Here is a 23,204-nt window from a genome sequence, read left to right as displayed (position 1 = left end):
TTGTGACCCGACGGACAGGTCGCGAGCGCAGCGGCAGGGTTTCAAACCGGGGGGCGCGACTCGTGTTTGCACGGTGTGAACAGGCTTGCAGCAGGCTCAGCTTTCGAGCAGAAAGGTCACCGGGCCGTCATTGACCAGTGCGACCTGCATATTGGCGGCGAACTCGCCGCTGGCGACCCTGGGCCAGGCGGCCTCGGCGCGCTCCAGCAGTCGGTGGAAGAGGCGGTCGCCATCGGCGGGCGGGGCCGCGCTGGAGAAGCTGGGGCGCAGGCCCTTGCGGGTGTCGGCGGCCAGAGTGAACTGGGAAACCAGCAGCAGGCCGCCGTCCACCTGCTGCAGATTGAGATTCATCTTGCCCTCGGCATCGCTGAAAACCCGATAGTGCAGCAGCTTGTGAAGAAGCCGCTCCACGGTGGCCTCGTCGTCTCCCTTCTCCACGCCCACCAGGGCCAGCAGGCCGTGGTCGATGGCCCCGACCACGCTTCCCTCCACCTCAACACTGGCGCGGGTCACGCGCTGAATCAACGCCTTCATCCCTGTCTCCCTGCAATCACGAACGCCGCGCAGGGTATCACATGCCGGTCGAGCCCTCCGCTACCAGGCACGGCATAGCATGATGTCGCAGTGGGGCTCGGCCAGCAGCGACTCGGTGATCAGGCTATGGCGGCCCAGCTGGCCGCGGCTACCCAGTGCCAGCAGGTCCGGCGGCTGGTGACGCAGCCGGTTCATCAGCACCTCCAGAGGAGCCCCCTGTTCCAGCACCAGCGCCACCTCGGGCACGTCGTCGAGTTCGGCCATCAGGCGCTCGACCTCGGCTTCCAGCTGGGCCTTCAGGCGCGCCACCTCTCGGTCGCGCCAGCGGGCGAAGTCGCTGCGCGAGCCCAGCTCGCGCTCGCCGGGGATGTCCCAGGCGTGCAGCAGGGTCAGGCGCGACTCGGGGAAGCGCCGCAGGGTCTCGCGCAGGGTGTGCCGGGAGGTGAGCGAGAAGTCCATGGGTAGCAGGACCTCTTGCCAGTCCTGGTTGGCGGTATGGCTCACCGAGAGCACCGGGCAGGGGGCGCTGCGCAGCACCCGGGCCAGGGTGGTCCCGGCAACAAGATCGGGCTGGCCGCGCTTGCGGTGGGCACCCAGCACGATCATGTCCACCTCGCGCTCGTGGGCTTCGCGGATGATCTCGGCGAAGGGGGTGCCGGTGACCGTCTGCATCAGCACCTGCGGCTCGGGAAGGGCGTACTCCTCGCGGATATCGGTGAGGGTGGCCTGCATGTCGGCTACCACGGCCTCCTCCAAGTCGTGAAGCACGCGGCGAGGCAGGTAGGGGTCGAGCACGTGGAGAACATCGAGGCGTGAGCCCTGCTCGGTGGCCAGGCGAACCGCCCTGGCGAAGGCGGCACGGTTTTCGGCCGAGAGGTCGCAGGCGAACAGCAGGGTCGGGTTCATGACGGCTCCTGGGCGTGGCGCCACGGCGGTGTAGACCTTCAGCATGGGAGGCCCCGGCCATTGCTGCAAGGAGTGCGGCAAGGCCGAGGCACCGTAGGGGGGGTTACCACCAGGCGTGTAAGTGGTGCACCGGTCCATGGCCGTGGCCCACCTCCAGGCGTCGACTGGCAGCCAGCGCCTCGCCCAGCCAGTGCTTGGCCGAGGCCACCGCTTCCTGGAGGGTGTCGCCCCGCGCCAAGTGCGCGGTGATCGCCGAGGAGAGCGTGCAGCCGGTACCGTGGAGGTTGGTGGTATCGACCCGGGCCCCCTCGATCCAGGTGGCCGCCTCGTCGGTGACCAGCAGGTCGGGGCACTCTTCGCCGCGCAGGTGCCCTCCCTTGAGCAGGGTGACGCCGGCCCCCAGCTCGCGAAGGGCGGGTGCCATGGCCAGCATGCCGGTGCGGTCGATTGGAGCGGGGAGGCCCAGCAGCACCGCGGCCTCGGGCAGATTGGGGGTGATCAGGTCGGCCTGGGGCACCAGGACCTCGCGTACCGCGCGGATGCCGGCGTCGTCCACCAGGATATCGCCGCTCTTGGCCACCATCACCGGATCGAGCACCACCCAGCGAGGACGACGTTGCGCCAGGGTGTCGCGGATCACCTCGGCGACCTCGAGGCTGGCCACCATGCCGATCTTCGCCGCATCGATGCTCACGTCGTCGAGCAGGGTCGCGAGCTGAGCGGCGATAAAGTCGGCGGGCACCGGGTGAACCCCGCTGACGCCGCGTGTGTTCTGTGCGGTCAGGGCGGTAATGACGCTGGTAGCATAGGCGCCCAGCGCCGAGAAGGTCTTGAGGTCGGCCTGGATGCCGGCGCCGCCGCTGGGGTCGGAACCGGCGATGGTCAGGGCGTTGGGAATCCGGTCTGAGAGGGTCATCGTCATCATGTCATCACAGGGTCATTGGAACCTTGCCAGCCTACTGCAAGGGCAGAGGGGGAGGCCATGCTGAGTCTCTTCCTGGTGGCCCTGGCCAGCGCCACCCTGTTTCCCGGCGGCTCCGAGGTATGGTTGGCCCGGTTGTGGTGTCTGGAGCAGCCGGCCCTGACGCTATGGGCGGTGGCCACCCTCGGCAACACCCTGGGCAGCCTGGTCAATGTCGCGCTGGGTCGCTACGCGCGCCACTTCCAGGGGCGTCGCTGGTTTCCCGCCTCGCCGGCGAGCCTGATGCGCGCCGAACAGTGGTACCGACGCTTCGGCGAGTGGAGCCTGCTGGCCTCCTGGGCACCGGTGGTAGGTGACCCGCTCACCGTGCTGGCCGGACTCTTCCGGCTGCCCTGGTGGCGGGCCATCCTGCTGATCGGGCTGGCCAAGGCGGGGCGCTATGCGCTGGTGCTGTGGCTCGCCGAGGCCTGGCTGGCCCCGCTCTGTCGGTAGTGAGCCTATATCACCGAGGGCAGCCAGGTCGCCAGCCGGGGAAATACTGCCAGGGTCAGCAGCATGCCGAGCTGGATAAGGATAAAGGGGATCACACCACGGTAGATCGCCGAGGTGGGCACCGACTCGGGAGTGACGCCGCGCAGATAGAAGAGCGCGAAGCCGAAGGGTGGCGTCAGGAAGGAGGTCTGCAGGTTGATGGCGATCATGATGCCCAGCCAGATAGGGTCGAGTCCCATGGCCAGCAGCACCGGCCCGACGATGGGCACCACAACAAAGGTGATCTCGATGAAGTCGAGGATGAAGCCGAGCAGGAAGATCACCAGCATGACCACCAGGGTGGCTCCCACCACACCGCCGGGCAGCGACTCGAACAGTTCGACGACCAACTCCTCGCCGCCGAAGGCGCGGAAGACCAGCGAGAACAGCGCAGCACCGATCAGGATCAGGAACACCATGCTGGTGACCTGAGCGGTGGAGTGGACCACCTCGCGCAGCATGGTGGGATTCAGGCGGCGGTTGGTCAGCGCCAGCAGGAAGGCGCCGAAGGCGCCCACCGCCGAGGCCTCGGTGGGGGTGGCGAAGCCGCCGAGAATCGAGCCCAGTACCGCCACGATCAGCAGTACCGGCGGCAGCAGTCCCTTGAGCAGCAGCGGCCAGAGACTGCCGTTGTGACCGAGCTCCTCCATCAGTGCCTGGCGGTCCACCGGGGGGGCGAGGCTGGGCCTCAGCCAGGCGGTCAGGGTCACGTAGAGGATATAGGCCACGACCAGCAGCAGCCCCGGGATAAGGGCGCCGACAAAGAGGTCGCCCACCGAGAGGGTCTTGGGGCTCCAGACGCCCATCGCCAGCTGGGCCTGCTGGTAGGCGTTGGAGAGCACGTCGCCGAGCAGTACCAGGGCGATGGAGGGCGGGATGATCTGACCCAGGGTGCCGGTGGCGCAGATGGTGCCGGTGGCGAGCGAGGCCGAATAGCCGCGCTTGAGCATGGTGGGCAGCGACAGCAGGCCCATGGTCACCACGGTGGCGCCGACGATGCCGGTGGAGGCGGCCAGCAGCATGCCGACCAGCACCACGGCGATGCCCAGCCCGCCGCGCAGGGCGCCGAAGGCCAGGGCCATGGCGTCGAGCAGCGTCTCGGCGACCCGTGACTTCTCCAGCAGCACCCCCATCAGCACGAACAGGGGCACCGCCAGCAGTGTCTGGTTGGTCATGATGCCGAACAGGCGGTTGGGCATGGCGCTCAGGTAGCCCGGCTCGAAGGGGACGGGGACTCCCAGGTGGGTCAGTGCGAAGCCGAGACCGGCAAAGAACAGGGCGGTGCCTGCCAGCGACAGAGCGACCGGATAGCCGAGCATCAGCACGCCGCAGATGGTGACAAACAGCAGCAGGGGGATCAGTTCAAGCAGCGTCGTCAGCATTACAGCTGTTCCTCGTGGCGCGGGGTGTCGGAAGAGAGTCGGCCGCTACGGATCAGCGTCTGACGAATCAGCTGGGCAATACCCTGCACCAGCAGCAGTGCCGCCATTGCCAGGATAAGGCTCTTGAGCAGAAAGACGCCGGGAATGCCGCCGTCGGGGGAGCGCTCGAGGATCGCCCAGCTGCTGCTCACATAGCCCAGGCTGCCGAGCAGGATATAGAGCGTCACCGGCAACAGCAGGAAGAGGGTACCGAACAGGTCGACGCTCGCCCGGCTGCGTGGCGAGCGCTTGCGATAGAAGATATCGACACGCACATGGCCGTCATGCTGCAGGGTCCAGGCGGCCCCGAGCATGAATACCATGGCATGCATGTACATCACCGACTCCTGCAGGGCGATGCTGTGGATGCCGAAGACGTAGCGCATCACCACGATGGCGAACTGTACCGCCATCATCACCAGCACCAGCCAGGCGGTGGTACGGCCGACCAGGTCGGTCACGGCGTCAAGCCCCCTGAGCAGGGCCGGTGGGCGAGTGTCTGGCATGTCTCCTCCTGCAGGTTGGTCAGGAGGCGCATCTTCGCCGATTCGCCGTCAAACGTCACCCGTTGCCGACCCGTGGCCTAGTTGGCGCCGTCCTGTGGGTGGGTGACAAGCGCCTGTAGACAGGCCGGCGGCAGACGAACGTCTACCGCGATCGGCAGGTGGTCCGAAAACAGATGGTCGAGCACGCGGACCTCGTCGGCCTCCAAGGAGTTGGAGAGCAGGATATGATCCAGGGCACGACGCGGCTGCCACGAGGGGTAGCTCAAGGGAGGGCGTACCGGGTGAAGCGGCAACGAGGCGGAGAAGCGCTGGTGGCCATGGAGCTGCTCGGGGGTACAGTTGAGGTCGCCCATCACCACCACATGGCGCAGCGGCTGGATGATCTCGGAGAGATAGTCGAGCTGGCGGACACGGCCGCGGTGGCTGAGGGCCAGGTGAGCGACAAACAGGTGCAGGGCGTCGGGGCCATCCCCGAAGCGGGCATGAATGGCACCACGCCCGGGCAGCGTGCCGGGGAGCTGGTGCTCCTCGATATGGGCCGGGGGTAGCCGCGACAGCAGGCCGTTGCTGTGCTGGGCGATACGGCCCAGGTTGCGATTGAGCTGCTGATAGTGGTGGGGAAAGCCGCCACGGGTGGCCAGGTACTCCACCTGGTTGACGTGGCTGGAGCGGAAGCTGCCGCCGTCGGCCTCCTGAAGGCCGACGATATCGAAGCGGCCCAGCACCTCGCTGACCATGGCCAGTCGGCGTAGCCGCCGGGGGTGAGGCAGCAGGTGCTGCCAGCTGCGGGTCAGGTAGTGGTGGTAGGCCGAGGTCTGGATGCCGACCTGCAGGTTGAAGGTCAGCAGCTTGAGGTGGCCGCCCTTCAGGGGCGGCACTCTTGCCTCCGCGAGGTGAGACATCTACTCCTCACGCTCCTCGCGAACCTTGTCGACCAGAGCCTCGGCGATCTGCGGCATGTTGGCCAGGCTGCCGGCGCTGCTCGGCGTCACCAGGTAGCGGCCGTCGACCATCAGGGCGGGTACTCCCATCAGGCGCATGGTGCGCATGCGGGTGTTGGCCTGGTTGACTCGACTCTTTACCGCGAAGGAGTCGAGGGCCTGCAGCGCCTCTTCCTCGCTGACACCGTAGTCACTAAAGAAGTCGGCAATGTCGCCGCTGTCGGTCAGTCTCTGCCCCTCTTCATGAATGGCATGGAAGAAGTCGTCATGGATGGCGTCGAGAATGCCCAGCGCCTCGGCGGCGTAGAAGGCCCGGGCGTGCTTGTTCCAGTCACCGCCCATGGTGGCCGGCATGCGCTGGAAACTGATGTCCTCGGGAGTCTCCGCCAGCCAGGCGTTGAGTGGCTCCTCGAGGTTGTAGCAGTGGGGGCAGCCGTACCAGAAGGCCTCGGTGACCTCGATCTGCCCCTCATCCACGTGGGTCTCAATGGCCTCGGGCAACACCTCGTAGTGTTCACCCTCCACCAGGCTCTGGGCATTGGCGAGGCCGGGCAGGGCGAGACCGGCGAGTACCAGCATCAGGGGTTTCAACATGGGCATCTCTCTCCTTGTGAGGAATCGCGTCCGGGCGTGCCCGGATGTCGCTGCCTTTGAGCGCATCCTCGGGCCGGGGTTCCCGAGAAGCGAAGGCGGATATGACAGGGGCGACCCGAAGGTCGCCCCGATGGTCTACAGAGTCGCCGAGCGAGGCTGGCTCAGTGCAGGTCCAGCACCTCAGTGCAGGCCCAGTACATAGTTGGCCACGGCCTCCATGTCGCGGTCGCTCATCTTGGAAGCGATATCGCGCATGATATTGGCCGGGTCATTGGCACGGTTGCCGGCGGCGAAGTCCTGCAGGGTGGACACGGTGTAATCGGCATGCTGGCCGGAGAGTGCCGGATAGACGGCGGTACCGATGCCCTGGCCGGTCGGAGTGTGGCAGGCGGCACAGGCCGGAATGCCCTTGGCCATGTCACCGGCACGGTAGAGCTCACGGCCGCGCTCGACCAGCAGCTCGTCGGCATCCGCCTGGCCCAGAGCAGGGCTCTTGTCGGAGAAGAACTTGGCCACGTCCCAGGCATCCTGGTCGGAGAAGTTGTCGACCTGGCCGGCCATCTGCGGCACCACGCGGTTGCCGTCGCGGATATCCATGATCTGCTTGGCCAGGTAGGAAGTCTGCTGACCCGCCAGATTGGGGAAGGCGCCCGAGGGACTGATACCCTCCTGGCCATGACAGGCGGCGCAAGCCACTGCCTTTTCCTTGCCCGCTGCCGCATCGGCATCGGCCTCGAGGTCCGCGTGGGCGGCGCCGACGGCGCCTATGGTGATTGCCAGGCTTGCCAGTAACTTTCTCATCGCTAATCCACTATGCCGTTACGTTGTTGACCGGTACGTACCCTGGGTCTCGCCCGATCGCGACATTGGCCAGCCTCCGGGTTATCGAGCGGGCCAATCGCGGACGTCGTGGGCGCGGTGGTACACTAGCGTGCCCCGGGTCGCAGACAAAAGACACTGTATTATACCGAATCACCCCGTCGGCGGGAATGCAAGCCGACGGGCCCTTGATCAATGTCAGGAATTCTTGCCCATGGCGCGACTCAACCCTTGTCTCAACTATCAGACTGCCCGTTTTCTCATCAGCGCGCCAACCCTGGCTCACTGCCCCGGCGGCGGTGGCGCAGAGGTGGCATTTGCGGGTCGCTCGAATGCGGGAAAATCCAGCGCAATCAATGCGTTGACACGGCAGAACGGGCTGGCCCGTATCTCCAAGACGCCCGGACGTACCCAGCTGATCAACTTCTTCTCGCTGGGTGACGACAGTGACCGGCGCCTGGTGGACCTGCCCGGTTACGGTTATGCCAAGGTGCCGGAGGCGGTCAAGCTGGAGTGGCAGCGTCATCTTTCCGAGTATCTGCGGCACCGCGATGCCCTGCGCGGACTGGTGCTGGTGATGGATGTGCGTCATCCGCTATCCGAGTTCGACCAGACCATGCTGGGTTGGGCCGATGAGCAGGAGATGCCGGTGCATATCCTGCTGACCAAGGCCGACAAGCTCAAACGCGGTGCGGCGGCAAATGCCCTGCAGCAGGTACGCTCACGACTGCGCGAGTGGGAAGATCTGGTAACCATCCAGCTGTTCTCGTCGCTCAAGCGTCAGGGCATCGAGGAGCTCGAGGCGCGCCTCGATGGCTGGCTGTTGGGTGGCGTGGAAGAGTAATCGCAAGGACGGAGCCTCTCCTTTGAAAAGGACGGAGCCTCCCTGGAACAAGCGCCGAGGGTGCCGGGCCGCCGAGGAGGCACTGTCCATACATCTCCTCCAGCTTATCCTGTGCGCTTACGGGTCTTTTCCATCCACTGGATCAGCGCCGGCAGCTCGCGGACATGATCCAGGCGGTGGATGCCGTGGGGCATCGGGCGGTCGTCGGGGCCGATCCAGGCCGCCTGCATGCCCAGGCGGCGGGCGGGCAGGGCATCCTCCTCCCAGGAGTCTCCCACGTGAAGCGCTCCCTCGGGATGTGTGCCGAGGTGGGACAGGGCCAGCAGGAAGGGGCGCGGGTCGGGCTTGGGGGCGAGCAGTTCGCCGGCGGTAACGGTCACCGGGAAGTGGCGCCCCAGCGGCAGGCGAGTCACCTCGACATTGCCGTTGGTAATGCTGGCCAGGCGGTAGTGCTTGCCCAGCTGCTCGAGCATAGGCTCCACTTCCGGGTGAGGCTCCACCTCATGGCGAAGCTCCATGAAACGCTCCATGGCTCTTCGGGCCCAATGCTCGGCATGTTCCTGCGCCAGCCCGTACTCCCCCAGCAGCTCGCTCAGTGCTCGCTGGCGAAGCCAGGTGAAGTCGCCCCGTCGTGGCGGGTGGGCCGTGGCCAGGGCCAGGCGCCGTGCCAACAAGGCATCAAGCGGGAAACGGGTGGCGAAGCGGCCGGCGGGCTCAACGGCTTGCCACTCGGCGAGTGCCGCATCGAGCCAGCTGTAGTGTCCCTGCTCGGTCCGACGCATCACGCCGCCGTTGTCCCACAGGGTGTCATCCAGATCGAAGGTGATCGCCTCTAGGTTCATGTCGGAGTCTCATCGCTGGGTCGGCGCCGTGCTCGCGGGTGAGCGGCGTCATAGCTGGCCGCCAGATGCTGCCAGTCGAGGTGGGTGTAGACCTGGGTGGTGGAGAGGTTGGTGTGGCCGAGCAGCTCCTGAACGGCCCGCAGGTCCTGGCTCGACTCCAGCAGGTGACTGGCGAAGGAGTGGCGCAGGCGATGCGGATGTAGATGTTCGTCGAGCCCGCGGTGCCGGGCCACCATCGCCAGGCGCTGCTGGATGGCGCGGTGGCCAAGCCGCCCGCCACGCTGGCTGACGAACAGCGCGCTCTCGCCAGGCGCCGCCATGTTCATGCGTATCTTGAGCCAAGCTTCCAGGGCCTGGCGGGCGCGCGACCCCACCGGGGCCTGGCGCGGCTTGCTGCCCTTGCCCAGCACCCGCACACGTTCGCCGTGCAGGTCGTCCAGATCCAGCCCGGCAAGCTCGGCCAGGCGCAGGCCGCTGGAGTAGAAGAGCTCGAGCATCGCCTGATCGCGTATCGCCAGGGGCGAGCCGTCGTGGGGGGTGTCCAGAAAGCTCGTCAGGCGGTCCACATCGACCGGGCGTGGCAGATGTCGCGGCTGACGCGGGCTGCGCACCAGCGCCACCGGGTTGTGGTCGAGGTGGCCCGCCGCAAGCAGATGCTCCGCGAGCTTCGAGCAGGCCGAACGGCGACGAGCCAGGCTACGTGGCCCCAGGCCACGAGCGCGCTCACCGCCCAGGAAGCGGCGCATCAGCGCGGCGTCCAGCTGCTGCCATGCCGTGATCGCCTGCTCGTCCATGAAGGCGAGCAGGCTGGCCAGGTCGCGCCGATAGGCGTCCAGGGTCGCGGGGCTGGCGGTGCGCGACAGCCCCTCGAGAAAGACCTCGACCTCGTCGGCAAGAGGCCCGTGCTCAGGCATGGTCGGGGCCGAGGCGTATCAGCAGTCGTGCCACCACATCACCGACATACTCGGTGAACAGGGTATCCATGCTGGCGCGGAAGTAGTCCGGATCATGGCTGGCCAGTATCAGGTAGCCGAGGGGCTCACCCAGGCTCAGCCGAGTGATGGCACAGGAGCCCGAGCGGCGCGGCGCGCTGGTGTGGGGCAGCAGGCGTTTCCAGTCGGTGGGTGTCAGGCGAACGCAGCGGCTGGTACGGCCATCGAGGAGACCCGCGAGGCGTGAGCCGACATGCTCGTCGATCACCTGGCGTGGCGCCTGTGGGGGGCGTGGCTCGGCATCGGATAGGCTGGCCGGGCACCACAGCGCCACCGCGGGGGTGGCGAAGTGCTCGCTGAACTGGGTGGAGAGCGCCTGCCCCAGGGCGTCACGATCCTGGGCGGCTACCAGCGCCAGGACCAGCTCCCGGGTGCGCCGATACTGGGCCTCGTTGTGGCGCGCCGATTCCAGCAGCTGTTCCAGGCGGTCTTCGGCCTTCTCGGCGCGGGCCCGAAGGTCGTGAACCAAACGCTCCAGCAGTGAGGTGGCACCGCCCGCTTCGGGATGGGGAACCTTGAGCTGCTGGAGCAGGCCCTCACGCCCGACGAAGAAGTCGGGATGGGTGGCCAACCATTCGGCGACCCGGTCCGGGTCGAGCGTCTTGCGCGGTTCTGGTGCGGCTTGTGACATGCCATCTCCTTCGGTTGGCGCGGGATCGGGATGGTTCGCGGTCAATACAGCAGCAGGCGGCCATCGAAGACGCGCTCGGCGGGACCGGTCATCGTTAGCGGCGTGCCGGGGCCGTGCCACTCGATGGTCAGTTCACCCCCCGGCAGATGCACGCTCACCGGGCTCTCCAGCAGGCCCTGGCGGATGCCGCTGGCCACCGCGGCGCAGGCACCGGTGCCGCAGGCCAGTGTCTCCCCGCTGCCTCGCTCGTAGACCCGCAGGCGGATCTCATGGGGGGACACCACCTGCATGAAGCCGACATTGACTCGCCTGGGAAAGCGCGGATGAGCCTCGATGGCCGGGCCGAGGCGCTCGACGGGCGCCTCGTCGACGGCATCGACTCGCATGACCGCATGTGGATTGCCCATGGAGACCACCCCCAGCTCGACGGACTCACCGTTCACCTCGAGGCGGTGCAGCACCCGGTCCGTGTCGCCCTCGAAGGGCTCAGGCGTAAAGGGCAGTGTCGCCGGGGCGAAGCGGGGCTCCCCCATGTCGACGCGAATGCGGCCATCCTCCTCCACCTTCAGCACCAGAGGGCCGCCGGCGGTCTCCACATGGATCTCGCGCTTGTGGGTGAGGCGCTGGTCGCGCACGAAGCGGGCGAAGCAGCGCGCGCCGTTGCCACAGTTCTCCACCTCGCTGCCGTCGGCGTTGTAGATGCGGTAGCGGAAATCCATGTCGGGATCCCGGGGTGGCTCGACCACCAGCAGCTGGTCGAAGCCGACACCGAAGCGGCGGTCGGCCAGGCGGCGGACCTGGTCGTCGGTGAAGCGGGCACGCTGGGTCACCAGGTCGACCATCATGAAGTCGTTGCCGAGGCCATGCATCTTGGTGAAGTGCAGCAGCATCAGTGCCCGCCCTCCGACCCGGCGTCGTCCGGTAGCATGGCCTCACCCGACCACAGCTCATCGAGTCGCTCGCGGCGGCGCACCAGATGGCTCCGGTCGCCGTCCACCATCACCTCGGCGGGGCGCGGGCGGCTGTTGTAGTTCGAGGCCATCACGAAGCCGTAGGCGCCGGCCGAGCGCACCGCCAGCAGGTCGCCAGGGGCGATGGCAAGTGTGCGCTCCTTGCCCAGGAAGTCGCCCGTCTCGCACACCGGGCCGACCACATCGTAAGTGTCGCTGGGCCGCGGATGGCGCGTGTCCACCGGCAGAATGGCCTGCCACGCCTGATAGAGTGCGGGGCGGATCAGGTCGTTCATGGCGGCGTCGACGATGGCGAAGTTCTTGGTCTCGCCGGGCTTGAGAAACTCCACTCGAGTCAGCAGCACCCCGGCATTGGCCGCGATGGAGCGCCCCGGCTCGAACAGCAGGGTCAGCCCCTCGCTGCCCTCCCAGCCGGAGAGGCGCTCGAGCAGGGCCGTGGCGTAGTCGAAGGGCGCAGGCGGCTGTTCGTCGCGGTAGGGCACACCGAGACCGCCGCCGAGGTCCAGGTGCTCCACCTCGATGCCGCGGTGGCGCAGGGTCTCGAGCAGCAACAGCAGCCGGTCCAGGGCATCGAGGAAGGGAGCGAGCTCGGTGAGCTGGGAGCCGATATGGCAGTCCAGGCCTGTGACGCGCACGTTGGGGAGCCTGGCAGCCAGCTCGTAGACCTCCAGCGCCTCGTCGACCGGGATGCCGAACTTGTTGTCCTTGAGCCCGGTGGAGATATAGGGGTGGGTGCCGGCATCCACGTCCGGATTGACGCGCAGCGATACCGGGGCCACCTTGCCGAGCCGGCCCGCGACGGCGTCGAGGCGCTCGAGCTCGGGGCGTGACTCGACGTTGAAGCACTTGATACCGACCTCCAGCGCTCGGGCCATCTCGCCCTCCTGCTTGGCCACGCCGGAGAAGACCACCTTGGCCGGGTCGCCGCCCGCGGCCAGCACCCGCTCGAGTTCGCCCACCGAGACGATATCGAAGCCGGCGCCCAGGCGGGCGAGCAGACCCAGTACCGCCAGGTTGGAGTTGGCCTTGACCGCATAGCAGATCAGGTGAGGATGGCTGCCCAGCGCCTCGGTATAGGCACGAAAGTGGCGGGTCAGAGTGGCCTTGGAGTAGACATAGCAGGGCGTCCCGAATGTCTCGGCGATGGTGCTCAGCGGCACCTCTTCGCCGTAGAGCACACCGTCGCGATAGTTGAAGTGGTCCATGGCTATTCCTCCGTCTCCTGTGGCGCGTCCTGGTCGCGCTCGGTGCTCTCTTGCTGGGCATCGCTGGCCTGTTGGGTCTCGCGGGGACCGTACTGCTCGGCGGCCTGCTCGTCACCGGGCAGATAGAGCGGCCCCTTCTGGCCACAGCCGGCCAGACCCAGGGCCAGGACCAAGACCAGGGCAGAGAAAGCCAGGCGGCCCATCAGGCGCCTCCTGCAAGGGCCGATAGTGCATCACGGGCCCGCTGGGCGGCGGCACGCACCTGATCGGGGGCGGTGCCGCCGATATGGTTGCGAGCCGCCACCGAGCCCTCCAGGGTCAACACCTCGAAGACATCCTGCTCGATGGTGTCGGAGAACTGCCTGAGTTCGTCGAGGGTCATCTCCGAGAGGTCCTTGCCCTCGGCCAGGCCGAAGGCCACCGACTGGCCGACGATCTCGTGGGCGTCGCGGAAGGCGACCCCCTTGCGTACCAGGTAGTCGGCCAGGTCGGTGGCGGTGGAGAAACCGCGCCGGGCCGCCTCGGCCATGCTGGCCTTCTTCGGCTCGATGGCGGGCACCATGTCGGCGAATGCCTTGAGGCAGTCCTTGACGGTGTCCACGGCGTCGAACAGCGGCTCCTTGTCCTCCTGGTTGTCCTTGTTGTAGGCCAGTGGCTGGGACTTCATCAGGGTCAGCAGGCCCATCAAATGGCCGTAGACACGGCCGGTCTTGCCGCGCACCAGCTCCGGAACGTCGGGGTTCTTCTTCTGGGGCATGATCGAGGAGCCAGTGCAGAAGCGGTCGGGCAGGTCGATGAAGTCGAACTGGGCGCTGGTCCACAGCACCAGCTCCTCGCTCATGCGCGACAGGTGCATCAGCAGCAGGCTGGCGAAGCCGGTGAACTCGATGGCGAAGTCGCGATCGCTGACCGCATCGAGGCTGTTCTCGGCGGGGCGCTCGAAACCTAGCAGCTCGGCGCTGACATGGCGGTCGATGGGATAGGTGGTGCCGGCCAGCGCCGCGGCACCCAGGGGCAGCACGTTGACCCGCTTGCGGCAGTCGAGCAGCCGCTCATGGTCGCGGGCCAGCATCTCCTGCCAGGCCAGCAGATGGTGGCCGAAGGTCACCGGCTGGGCGGTCTGCAGATGGGTAAACCCCGGCATGATGGTATCGGCCTCGCGGTCGGCCAGCTCGATCAGCCCCGTCCGCAGGCGGGCAAGCTCCATGGCGATCTGATCGATCTCGTCACGCAGGAAGAGGCGGATATCGGTGGCGACCTGATCGTTGCGCGAGCGACCGGTATGCAGTTTCTTGCCGGTGATGCCGATCTTCGCGGTCAGCCGCGCCTCGATGTTCATGTGCACATCTTCCAGCTCGACGGACCACGGGAACTCGCCGCGCTCGATCTCGCCGCGGACCTCGTCCAGACCGCTGATGATGGCATCGCGCTCGTCTTCGCTGAGTACGCCGACCCGGGCCAGCATGGTGGCGTGGGCGATGGAGCCCTGAATGTCGTGAAAGGCCAGGCGGCGGTCGAACGCCTCCGAGGCGGTGAAGCGGGCGACGAAGGCGTCGGTGGGCTCGCTGAAGCGGCCTCCCCAGGACTGGTTGGTGCCGGAGTTGGAAGAGTTCGAGGTCATCGGTTCGGAATCCTGCATGACGGGTTGCGGTTGGCTGGGGGCTGGGCCCCCCGCGGCCGCCGGTCTCGCGGCGGCAGGCGCGACATGGCAGGAGTGTACCAGAGTCGCCGAGGCAGGCGAGGGTGCGCCCTTCGCCGACAGGGCAGCGAGCCGCACGGGCCGTGGATTTTTCCTCTCCGGCTGGGGGCTTGTTATGATGAGGGTTATCGTGCGTCATGCATGTCAACTTCGCCGGAAACCTGAGCTGGCTCGCTGCCAGCCAGGTCGTCGGCACAGGGAGAACTTCGTGCAATCCATCACCAAGCTGCGCATCGCCACGCGCAAGAGTCAACTGGCCATGTGGCAGGCCGAATACGTCCGCGACCGGCTACTGGCCCTTCATCCTGGCCTCGAGGTGGAACTGGTCGCCATGTCCACCCGCGGCGACAAGATCCTCGATACCCCGCTGGCCAAGGTGGGGGGCAAGGGGCTCTTCGTGAAGGAGCTCGAGGAGGCGATGCTCGACGGGCGTGCCGATATTGCGGTGCACTCCATGAAGGATGTGCCCATGAACTTCCCCGAGGGGCTGGGCCTTTCGGTGATTCTGGCCGGTGCGGAGGCAACCGACGCCTTCGTCTCCAACCACTACGCCAGCTTCGACGAGCTGCCGGAAGGCGCGCGCGTGGGCACCTCCAGCCTCCGCCGCGGCCTGCAGGTCAGGGAGGCGCGTCCCGACCTCGAGATCCTTAGCCTGCGTGGCAACGTCCAGACTCGCCTGGGCAAGCTCGATGCTGGCGATTTCGATGCCATCATCCTGGCCACCTCCGGACTGCGTCGCCTGAATCTGGGCGAGCGTATCGCACAGGAGCTGCCCCCCGAGGTCTGCCTGCCGGCCTGTGGCCAGGGCGCGCTGGGCATCGAGTGCCGCCTTCATGATCCAGAGCTGATCAGCCTGCTGGCGCCGCTGGATGATCCCGATACCGCCACTCGGGTACGCGCCGAGCGGGCCATGAACACTCGCCTCGAAGGAGGGTGCCAGGTGCCGATCGGTGGTCATGCGGTGTTCGAGAACGACGGCCAGACCCTGTGGTTGCGCGCCCTGGTCGGAACCCCGGATGGGGCTCGCGTGCTGCGTACCGAGGGGCGCGGTTCGATTCATGAACCCGAGGCGCTGGGCATCCGGGTTGCCGAGGAGCTGCTGGAGATGGGCGCCGGAGAGATCCTCGCCGAGGTCTACGGCGCCGGCTGATGGAGACTCAGCCGCGGGTGGTAATCACGCGTCCCGGAGAGCGCGGAGCCGTGCTGGCCGCCGCGATCGCCGACTATGGCCTGCCGGTCGCGCGTTTCGAGGCGATGAGCGTCGAGGCGCTGCCCGAGACTCCTGAGCAGCGTGCGGCCTGGCTCGATTTCGATCAGTTCCGGCGCGTGATGGTGGTCAGCCCCTTCGCCGCCGAATGCCTCGCCGAGGCGCTGGACCGCTTCTGGCCCCAGCTACCGGTGGGCATCGACTACTATGCCGTGGGAGCGGCGACCGCCGCCGTGCTGCATGAGCGACTCGGCGTGCGGGTCCATGTCCCCCCGGCGATCGCTGGCGAGGATACCAGCGAGGCGTTGCTCACCCTGGGCTCCCTGCGCGCGCTCGATAATGAGAAAGTGCTGCTGGTGGCCGGTGAGGGCGGGCGTACCCTGTTTGCAGAAACCCTCGCTGCACGGGGGGCTCGGGTGACGCGTCTGGCCGTCTATCGGCGCACCCTCCAGCCCCCCGAGCCGGCCATGGCAGAGTGTCTTGCCACGGGCCATTTCCGCGCACTGGTGGTCAGCAGCGGAGAAATCCTCGATTATCTGGCAAGATGGTGTGCAGGCGCCGCCTTGAACCAACCGCTAATCGTTTCCAGCGCCCGGTTGGCTACACTGGCTGGCAAGCTGGGGTTTCGTGACCCCGTCGTGGCGCGTGGCGCCACCCCGACGGCACTGGCGGCGGCCGTGTCCAACGCCTGTGACTCGCAGGAAGCCGATGTCGATCAAGACGATCTCGAAAAGGGCTAGCGACAAGATGAGCAAGCAACCACACGAGCAGGAAGAACAGAAGGCGTCCGACGGCGCACAGTCGGCGACCTCGAGTGACGAGGCCAGCAGGAGCAATGGCTCCGGCAAGCGCCGCTCCCGCCGGCATGACAAGTCGAATCAGGCTGGCGGTGCCAGGGGCGAGGCCGCCAAGCCCACCGCAAGTCAGGCGTCCGTCGAGTCGCCCACTTCCGGTCAGGCCTCGGAAGGCGCGTCGGGCAGCAAGCCGGCCGATCGCAAGCCTGCCGCCGGCAAGAATGAGACACCCTCCACCAGGACCGGCAAGCCTCAGTCCGGCGGAGGCGGCGCCAAGGGCGGTACGCCCAACGCTACTGGCAGTGGTGACGGCAAGGGCAAGGGGGGTAAGGCCGGCGTGGTAGCGATCGTGCTGGTGATCCTGCTGGCCATCGCCGCCGTGCTGTTCGGCTGGCAGGCCTGGCAGAAGCTGGATGCCCAGCAGGCGCGCCTCGCCGAGCTGGAGTCCCGGACCAGCCAGGCCGCTACCACCGGTGACCTGAACCAGCTGCAGTCGCGCTTCGAAGAGGCCGAAAGCGAGCGCCAGGCCAGCCTCGAGGAGGCCGTATCGTCGCTCGAGGGCAAGTTCTCAGACTACCAAGGCGAGGTCAACGAGACCCTCGACCGCGTGTTGGCCGAGCTCTCCAGCGAGCAGCAGACCGACGAGCGTGACTGGCTGCATGCCGAGGCGGCCTATCTGCTGCGTCTGGCCAATCAGCGCCTCCAGCTGGAGCGTGATGTTCAGGGTGCAGCTGCGCTGCTGCGCACCGCCGACGCGCGCCTCAAAGAGGCCGACAACCCGGCGCTGGTGCCGGTGCGTCGCGAGATCGCCAATGAGCTCTCCGGCCTGGAGGCTGTACCCCAGGTGGACCGCACCGGGCTGTGGCTGACGCTCAATGCCCAGCAGGAGCAGATTGCCGGGCGTCCGCTCTCCCAGGACATCGATGAGATCACCGCCAGCTCCAGCATGGAGGAGGCGCCGACGGGCTCCTGGCAGCAGCAGCTGTCGAGCTTTGGTCAGGAGCTGAAGAGCCTGGTCACCGTGCGCAAGCATGATGAGGCCCTGGAGGCGCTGATCTCGCCGGAGCAGGAGTCCTACCTGCGTCAGAGCGTACGCCTGGTGATCGAGCAGGCCCAGCTGGCCCTGCTCAAGGAAGACGAGACGCTTTTCGAGGCCAGCCTGGACAAGGCCATCACCCTGATCGAAGGCTACTACGATACCGACGACAGCGGTGTGCAGTCGGTGCTCGCGCGTCTGCGTGAGTTGAAGGGCAAGGCGGTTCGTCCCGAGCTGCCCGACATCAGCGGTTCCCAGCAGGCTCTGGCCACCTTCATCGAGCGCCGCTTCGAGTCGCGCCAGGGAGATGAGGCATGAGAAAGCTGATACTGATCATCGTCATAGGCCTGGCCATTGGTGCACTATTCGGACAATTGATGATGTCGGTGCCCGGCTACTGGCTGGTCCGGGTGGGGGATACCTCCTTCCAGACCTCATTCTGGTTCGGGCTGGTGCTCCTGCTGGCGGCTTTCCTGGTGCTCCACTTCGCGCTACGCCTGCTGATGCGCCTGTCGCGCCCGGTTTCACGTTTCAAGGTCTGGAACAGCCGTTCGCGCCATCGTTCCGCCATGAAGCGCACCGTGCGCGGTCTTGTGGCGCTGGCCGAGGGCCGCTGGAAGAAGGCCGAGAAGTCGCTGGTCAAGTCGGCGGACGACTCCAGCACGCCGCTGGTGAACTATCTCTCCGCGGCACTGGCGGCCCATTATCAGGGACGCTTCGAGCAGGCCGATACCCTGCTCAAGCGCGCTCATCTCAGCACCGAGGGCGCCGACACTGCCGTGGGGCTGGTGCAGGCCCAACTGCTGCTCGACCGTCAGCAGTATGAGGAGGCGCTGGCCATCCTTACCCGGCTCGACCGTCAGCTACCCAACCACCCTCAGGTGCTCAAGCAGCTCAAGCAGGCGTATCTCAGCGTCAGTGACTGGGATGGGGTGCGTCGCCTGATGCCGCGCCTGGGTGCTCAGCGGCTGATCTCTCCCGAGGAGCGCGACCAGCTCGAACGGCGTGCCTATCGTGAGCTGATCGTGCGTGAAGCCCGCGAGGGTAGCGACATCGAGACGGTGCGCAGCCTGTGGGCGGATATGCCCGACCATCTGCGTGGTGACGTCGAGCTGATCGTGCTCTATACCGAGGCGCTGGTGCACGGCGGCCAGGAGCCCATCGCCGAGCGCCTGCTGCGTCACTCTCTCAAGGAGAACTGGGACAGCCGTCTGGTTCTTCGCTATGGCCTGCTCGATGTGGATGCGTCCCGCCAGCTGGTCACCGCCGAGCAGTGGTTGAAGGCGCGGCCCAACGATCCCGACCTGCTGCTGACCCTGGGGCGGCTGGCGTTGCGCAACGCCTACTGGGGCAAGGCTCAGGAGTATTTCGAGGCGAGTCAGCGCCAGCGGCCGAGCGGTGTGGTGTGTGCCGAACTGGCACGGCTCTTCGCCAACCTGGGCGAGCACCAGAAGAGCCAGCTCTACTATCGCCAGAGCGTCGAGCTGCTCGACAAGTCGCTTCCCTCGCTGCCCCAGCCCAGCGAGGACAAGGATGTGCTCGACGAGAAGCAGAAGAAGAAGGCCTCCTGACGGCTGGTCTTCTGCATGATGGAAGGGGGCGCTTAGGCGCCCCCTTCGTGTATCTGGGGCTGTCGACAGGCACCGAAAGGGCTATTCGCCAACAGTGTGACGCTGCCTTGCAGAGGGCCTAGGCCACGAGTGAGTGGTGCCGATCGGGACCTGGGTGACGTTGTCTGATCCCGAGCGATTGCCGCGAGGGGCTGCGGCCATCAGTTGTGATGCAGAGTCGAACGCCCTCACCCAGTGAAAGCGCTTTACGTCAGTCTGCCCAAGAGTCGAAAAAAGCGGGGCCGCCCGAAGGCGGCCCCGCTGCCGTGCTACATGTGGACTATCGTATCGAGTTCAGGGCTCATCGACATCGCCGCCGCTGGGTTTCCTGTTCTCGGGGTCCACCTGTTCATGACGCGGATTGATGCGCTCGCTCGCCGAGGTGGCGCTTTTCCGGTCAGGGATGAATCGGTCGTCGGTGGCCGTGTCATCGGCCCTGGGCTGCCCGGCCGGACTCCCGTCGATGGTGAAGTCCTGCTGCATGACGCGCACGTTGGCGGGCGGTGCGGAGCCGGTCTTGTCCTGCCCGAAGTAGAGCGTGGTATGCGGGAAGGGAATCTCGATACCGGCTTCGTCGAAACGCAGCTTGACTAGACGGTTGTAGGCGCGGCCCACGGCCCACTGATCGCCGGGGGTGGTCTTGATGATCACCCGGATATTCACCGAGCTGTCGGCCAGAGCGATGACGCCGGCGACATCGAGGGGAGCCAGCAGCTTGCGGCCGTGCTCGTCGCTGGCCTTGAGGTCCTCGAAGGCGAGCTGCAGCTGCTCGATGGCGGTGTCGATATTCTCACGATAGGCGATGCCGTATTCGCCGACGTGGTTGCCGAAGCCACGCATGTAGTTGGAGACGGTATCCACGCTCGAGAAGGGCACCAGATGGTAGGTGCCAGAGAGGTCGCGGATGCCCACCGAGCGGATGTTGAGCTTCTCGGCGGTACCGGTGATGCCGCCCACCGTGACCACGTCACCGGTGTTCATGGCGTTTTCCACCTGGATGAAGATGCCGGTGATGATGTCCTGCACCAGCTTCTGGGCACCGAAACCGATGGCCAGGCCCAGTACCCCGGCACCGGCGATCAGCGGGCCGATATTGATACCGATCTCGGCCAGCACGATCATCGCGGTCATGGTCACCAGGGCGATGGCCAGGGCGTTGCGGAACAGCGAAAGCAGCGTTTGGGCGCGCGCCGAGGGCATGCCGCCACCGGCATCGGGGTTGAGCTTGTGCTCGATCAGGCTCGCCAGAGCCAGCCACACCATGATCGCGATGATCAGGATCGTCGCCACGCTGACCAGTTTGCCGACCAGGTTGCGGCCCATCTCAGAGGCATACCAGGCGGCAAGGTCGAAGGCACCCCAGGCATTGAGCACCACCATGATGACAAGCACCACGATGATGGTGCGGATCACCCGCAGGGCATTGGGCACATAGCTGTTGAGGCGTGGCTCGAGCAGCGGCAGCTTGCGACGCAGGTCATCGGAGAGGCGGATGCGACGACCGATGGTCTGGGTCAGGAAGCTGGAGAGCAGCAGGCCCACCACCACGGCGCCGATGGTCTTCAGAGTGGCGAAGAGCACAAAGGGCAGGGCATCTTCGGGGCGTGTCAGGGTCAGCACCAGCACCATGACGAAGTAGGCCAGGGCAAAGAGGTGCCAGGTGCGCGCGAACAGCTGCAGCGATACACGGCTGGCGGCCATGGTGGTCTGGTGGGCCTTGGCATTGAGGGCATTACGCAGGCGCTTGCGATTCTTGAGCACCACCACCACGGCATACAGAAAGGCACCGACCATGATCAGGGTGCCCAGGCCCTTGCCTACCGCCGGTGCCAGATAGGCAGTAACCAGCGGTACCACGACCATCAGACCGTAGCCGACCAGGCCGATCAGACGAGCGATCCAGCGATTCCAGTAGGAAGCCTCCTCGGAGGAGATGGGCAGCAGACGCAGGCCGTCGTAGCGCGAGGCAAACAGCATGCGCACCCCGGCCTTGAGCAGCTCGATCACCAGGAAGGCGTTGAGGAACAGCGATGCTTGGGTGGTGAGCTCGCCGGACTGGCCGATGGCGAAGGTGGCGATCAGGTTGCCGCCCAGATACGCGAGAGACACGATCAGCACATCGACCACGGCGGCCAGTGCCACGCAGATGATCAGGCGCAGGATCGGGGTTAGGCCGCGGCCGTTCAGCGACCACTGGCTGATTCCGGTGAATAGCGGCCTGGCCAGGCGTCGGACGACGGTGAACAGCACGAAGGTCGCCAGGATCACCAGACCCAGGTTGATGGCGGCACTGGTAAAGGCCCCCATGTCGAAGGTGCTCTCCAGGTCGCTCGCGAACATGCCGCCAATGGCCGAGGCGATGGCCTCGAGCTGAGTGCCGATATCAGTGGCGACACGGCTGGTCAGCTCTGCCAGCTGGCGTGGCAACGAGGGGGCGGCGCTGGCGGCTTCACCGGGGTCCGATTTGGCCACGTCACCGGCCATGCCGCGTAGTTGGTCGATCAGCTCCTGTCGGGTCTCCTGGTTTTCAAGCAGGTCGGCCAGGGTCGAGTAGGCGGGTGGCTCACTGCTACCGCTCGCCTGCTGTGCCAGGGCGGGAGTTGCCAGCACCAGCAGTGCCAGTAACAGCCAGCCGAGCATCAGGGGTAGGGCTCGCTTGGGGTTCACGCTGTGACCTCCATCTCTTGGCGTGTGGGCGGTAAATTGTCTCAGGATAGCCATGATACGGACTTTCGCGTAAGGCCACGAGTCCGGCGCCGTGCATGGCTTTCATGTACAGCTGTTGTACGTATGAGTTGATGTGTGCCACATTTGTCGAGACGGCAGTTCTGCTGTCGGTACCGCAGCATGCGATACTCGTTCGCCACCTTCGGGTGGCATTTTTTGTTCTTCGGAGATAGCCAGGCATGCTGGAAGCGATGTCGGTGCTGGTCGGTGGGGCCCTGGGTGGCATGCTGCGGCTCGCCATCGGCGATGCCGCGGGGAGGTGGCTGGGCCTGGGCTTTCCCTGGGGTACCCTGGTGGTGAACGTTAGCGGTGCCCTGGCCATGGGACTGCTGGCCGGCTGGCTTGGCTTCCCTGCCGAGGGGGCGCCCTCCGGGGCCTGGGCACTGCTGGGTACGGGGCTGCTGGGCGGCTATACCACGGTGTCATCTCTCAGCCTGCAGACGCTGTCGTTATGGCAGCAGGAGCGCAACATCGCGGCCATGGGCTACATGATGGCGACCCTGGCCGCGGGGCTTGCCGCCCTGGCGCTGGGTGCCTGGCTTGCGGGAGGTCTGGCATGAGCGCCTGGCGTGCCTATGCGGCCGTCGGCCTGGGCAGTGGGCTGGGTAGCCTGGCGCGCTTTCAGCTCGGCGTATGGCTGGCAGCCCCCGGCTTTCCCTGGGTGACACTGCTTGTGAACCTGGCGGGCTCCGGCATGATCGCCTTGCTTGCCGCCTACGCCGCGGCCCGCCCTTATGGATGGGTGGCACGCTGGCAGCCCTTTCTAATCGCCGGCTTCTGCGGTGGCTTTACCACCTTCTCGCTGTTCGGCCTGGAGACCCTGACCATGCTGAGCCAGGGACATCTGATGATGGCTCTGACTTATATAGCGCTGAGTCTCGTGGGGTGGCTGGGGGCTGCCTGGATCGGCCATCTTGGTGGAGGCCGACTGGTAACGCTGCTGGAGTAGCGGGATTCGACAGCCCTTCAGTGTGGGGGCTTCACTGATCGTCCTGAGGGGGCATCCGGCCCGAGACCCAGGCGCCGGCGTCGGGAATGTTCATCGTGTAGTCCTGGTCGAGCCATGGCGAGCTGATCATAAAGTCGGCGCTGGCGGCGTTGCAGGCCACCGGGACGTTCCATAGCGCGGCCAGGCGCAGCAGTGCCTTGACGTCGGGGTCGTGGGGCTGGGGCGAGAAGGGGTCCCAGAAGAAGACCAGCAGATCGAGCTTCTGTTCGGTGATCAGTGCACCGATCTGCTGGTCACCGCCAAGTGGGCCACTCATCAGCCCCCGAATCGACAGCTCGAGCGCCTTCGATACCCGGCTGGCCGTGGTGCCGGTACCGATCAGTTCATGGTCAGCCAATGTCTCACGCCAGCGCTCGGCCCACTCCAGCAGCTCGGCCTTCTTGCCGTCGTGGGCGATCAGGGCGATACGCTTGCGTGCCGGCAGGGTGCGCTTGACGTTGCGATTGGGGCGTGGATGGTTCAT

24 protein-coding genes and 1 pseudogene are annotated in these 23,204 nt (G+C 66.4%); 8 read left to right on the top strand and 17 right to left on the bottom strand.

Annotated elements, in window-relative coordinates; all coding sequences use genetic code 11:
* Positions 1-96 precede the first annotated feature (96 nt).
* The 3 genes from dtd to thiD form a co-directional block, all read right to left on the bottom strand.
* Positions 97-534 carry a D-aminoacyl-tRNA deacylase gene (gene dtd, locus Q0894_RS08780; protein ID WP_299233922.1) on the bottom strand — a complete coding sequence of 146 codons (438 nt, stop codon included), beginning with the start codon at positions 532-534 and terminating at the stop codon, positions 97-99.
* A 60-nt stretch (positions 535-594) separates the two neighbouring features.
* Positions 595-1,440 (bottom strand): universal stress protein, encoded by an 846-nt coding sequence (locus Q0894_RS08775; RefSeq protein WP_299233920.1) that lies wholly within the window; start codon positions 1,438-1,440, stop codon positions 595-597.
* A 103-nt stretch (positions 1,441-1,543) separates the two neighbouring features.
* On the bottom strand, positions 1,544-2,356 hold the full coding sequence (thiD, locus tag Q0894_RS08770) for a bifunctional hydroxymethylpyrimidine kinase/phosphomethylpyrimidine kinase (protein ID WP_299233917.1): 813 nt from the start codon (positions 2,354-2,356) through the stop codon (positions 1,544-1,546).
* A gap of 66 nt (positions 2,357-2,422) precedes the next feature.
* Between thiD and Q0894_RS08765 the strand changes: the two genes are divergently transcribed.
* Entirely contained in the window at positions 2,423-2,854 is a 432-nt protein-coding gene (locus tag Q0894_RS08765) for a YqaA family protein (protein WP_299233914.1), read from the top strand.
* 5 nt (positions 2,855-2,859) lie between these two features.
* Here Q0894_RS08765 and Q0894_RS08760 read toward each other — a convergent pair whose 3' ends face one another.
* From Q0894_RS08760 to Q0894_RS08740, 5 genes are all read right to left on the bottom strand, one after another.
* Positions 2,860-4,275 (bottom strand): TRAP transporter large permease subunit, encoded by a 1,416-nt coding sequence (locus Q0894_RS08760; RefSeq protein ID WP_299233911.1) that lies wholly within the window; start codon positions 4,273-4,275, stop codon positions 2,860-2,862.
* The gene (locus Q0894_RS08755) at positions 4,275-4,820 is read right to left on the bottom strand and encodes a TRAP transporter small permease subunit (protein WP_132042198.1); all 546 of its coding nucleotides are present in this window, start codon (positions 4,818-4,820) and stop codon (positions 4,275-4,277) included. Before Q0894_RS08755 ends, Q0894_RS08760 begins: the two co-directional genes overlap by 1 nt.
* A 77-nt stretch (positions 4,821-4,897) precedes the next feature.
* Positions 4,898-5,722 (bottom strand): endonuclease/exonuclease/phosphatase family protein, encoded by an 825-nt coding sequence (locus Q0894_RS08750; RefSeq protein ID WP_299233907.1) that lies wholly within the window; start codon positions 5,720-5,722, stop codon positions 4,898-4,900.
* Positions 5,723-6,355: a thiol:disulfide interchange protein DsbA/DsbL gene (locus tag Q0894_RS08745; protein ID WP_299233904.1), complete on the bottom strand. Its 633-nt coding sequence runs from the start codon at positions 6,353-6,355 to the stop codon at positions 5,723-5,725.
* Between the two features lie 180 nt (positions 6,356-6,535).
* Complete coding sequence (locus Q0894_RS08740) at positions 6,536-7,156, bottom strand: c-type cytochrome (RefSeq protein WP_195688580.1); 621 nt, start codon at positions 7,154-7,156, stop codon at positions 6,536-6,538.
* A 232-nt stretch (positions 7,157-7,388) separates the two neighbouring features.
* Between Q0894_RS08740 and yihA the strand changes: the two genes are divergently transcribed.
* Entirely contained in the window at positions 7,389-8,018 is a 630-nt protein-coding gene (gene yihA / locus Q0894_RS08735; RefSeq protein ID WP_299233899.1) for a ribosome biogenesis GTP-binding protein YihA/YsxC, read from the top strand.
* A 104-nt stretch (positions 8,019-8,122) separates the two neighbouring features.
* Here yihA and Q0894_RS08730 read toward each other — a convergent pair whose 3' ends face one another.
* From Q0894_RS08730 to argH, 7 genes and pseudogenes are all read right to left on the bottom strand, one after another.
* Positions 8,123-8,860 (bottom strand): HAD family hydrolase, encoded by a 738-nt coding sequence (locus Q0894_RS08730; RefSeq protein WP_299233896.1) that lies wholly within the window; start codon positions 8,858-8,860, stop codon positions 8,123-8,125.
* The gene (locus Q0894_RS08725) at positions 8,857-9,774 is read right to left on the bottom strand and encodes a tyrosine recombinase XerC (protein ID WP_299233893.1); all 918 of its coding nucleotides are present in this window, start codon (positions 9,772-9,774) and stop codon (positions 8,857-8,859) included. The genes Q0894_RS08730 and Q0894_RS08725 overlap by 4 nt, the downstream gene beginning before the upstream one ends.
* Positions 9,767-10,483, bottom strand: a complete 717-nt coding sequence (locus tag Q0894_RS08720; protein WP_299233890.1) for a DUF484 family protein — start codon at positions 10,481-10,483, stop codon at positions 9,767-9,769. Before Q0894_RS08720 ends, Q0894_RS08725 begins: the two co-directional genes overlap by 8 nt.
* Before the next feature lie 41 nt (positions 10,484-10,524).
* Entirely contained in the window at positions 10,525-11,373 is an 849-nt protein-coding gene (dapF, locus tag Q0894_RS08715) for a diaminopimelate epimerase (RefSeq protein ID WP_299233887.1), read from the bottom strand.
* Positions 11,373-12,659, bottom strand: coding sequence for a diaminopimelate decarboxylase (lysA, locus tag Q0894_RS08710; RefSeq protein WP_299233884.1), 1,287 nt, complete (start codon positions 12,657-12,659; stop codon positions 11,373-11,375). Before lysA ends, dapF begins: the two co-directional genes overlap by 1 nt.
* A gap of 92 nt (positions 12,660-12,751) precedes the next feature.
* Positions 12,752-12,862: pseudogene (locus Q0894_RS08705) on the bottom strand (lipoprotein); the annotation flags it as partial.
* Positions 12,862-14,280: an argininosuccinate lyase gene (gene argH / locus Q0894_RS08700; protein ID WP_299233881.1), complete on the bottom strand. Its 1,419-nt coding sequence runs from the start codon at positions 14,278-14,280 to the stop codon at positions 12,862-12,864. The pseudogene Q0894_RS08705 and the gene argH, both read right to left, overlap by 1 nt.
* A 286-nt stretch (positions 14,281-14,566) precedes the next feature.
* On the opposite strand from argH, the gene hemC reads away from it, so the two are divergent.
* From hemC to Q0894_RS08680, 4 genes are read left to right on the top strand one after another with little or no spacing between them, the layout of a single operon-like run.
* Complete coding sequence (hemC, locus tag Q0894_RS08695) at positions 14,567-15,508, top strand: hydroxymethylbilane synthase (protein ID WP_132042186.1); 942 nt, start codon at positions 14,567-14,569, stop codon at positions 15,506-15,508.
* Entirely contained in the window at positions 15,508-16,305 is a 798-nt protein-coding gene (locus Q0894_RS08690) for a uroporphyrinogen-III synthase (RefSeq protein WP_299233876.1), read from the top strand. The genes hemC and Q0894_RS08690 overlap by 1 nt, the downstream gene beginning before the upstream one ends.
* Positions 16,306-16,312: 7 nt before the next feature.
* Positions 16,313-17,713, top strand: a complete 1,401-nt coding sequence (locus tag Q0894_RS08685; RefSeq protein WP_299233873.1) for a uroporphyrinogen-III C-methyltransferase — start codon at positions 16,313-16,315, stop codon at positions 17,711-17,713.
* Positions 17,710-18,966 carry a heme biosynthesis HemY N-terminal domain-containing protein gene (locus Q0894_RS08680; protein ID WP_299233870.1) on the top strand — a complete coding sequence of 419 codons (1,257 nt, stop codon included), beginning with the start codon at positions 17,710-17,712 and terminating at the stop codon, positions 18,964-18,966. The genes Q0894_RS08685 and Q0894_RS08680 overlap by 4 nt, the downstream gene beginning before the upstream one ends.
* A gap of 333 nt (positions 18,967-19,299) precedes the next feature.
* Here Q0894_RS08680 and ybiO read toward each other — a convergent pair whose 3' ends face one another.
* Positions 19,300-21,672: a mechanosensitive channel protein gene (gene ybiO / locus Q0894_RS08675; protein WP_299233867.1), complete on the bottom strand. Its 2,373-nt coding sequence runs from the start codon at positions 21,670-21,672 to the stop codon at positions 19,300-19,302.
* Positions 21,673-21,911: 239 nt separating this feature from the next.
* Between ybiO and Q0894_RS08670 the strand changes: the two genes are divergently transcribed.
* The gene (locus Q0894_RS08670; RefSeq protein ID WP_299233864.1) at positions 21,912-22,292 is read left to right on the top strand and encodes a CrcB family protein; all 381 of its coding nucleotides are present in this window, start codon (positions 21,912-21,914) and stop codon (positions 22,290-22,292) included.
* Positions 22,289-22,681, top strand: coding sequence for a CrcB family protein (locus Q0894_RS08665; RefSeq protein WP_299233861.1), 393 nt, complete (start codon positions 22,289-22,291; stop codon positions 22,679-22,681). Before Q0894_RS08670 ends, Q0894_RS08665 begins: the two co-directional genes overlap by 4 nt.
* Positions 22,682-22,712: 31 nt before the next feature.
* On the opposite strand, the gene Q0894_RS08660 is transcribed toward Q0894_RS08665, so the two are convergent.
* Entirely contained in the window at positions 22,713-23,204 is a 492-nt protein-coding gene (locus Q0894_RS08660; RefSeq protein WP_299233858.1) for a methylglyoxal synthase, read from the bottom strand.

Source organism: uncultured Halomonas sp. (genome assembly GCF_947501415.1).
In the GTDB taxonomy this organism is placed as follows: domain Bacteria; phylum Pseudomonadota; class Gammaproteobacteria; order Pseudomonadales; family Halomonadaceae; genus Halomonas.
Note: the sequence above shows the minus strand (reverse complement) of the source record. Positions and strands in the feature narration are given on the sequence as shown.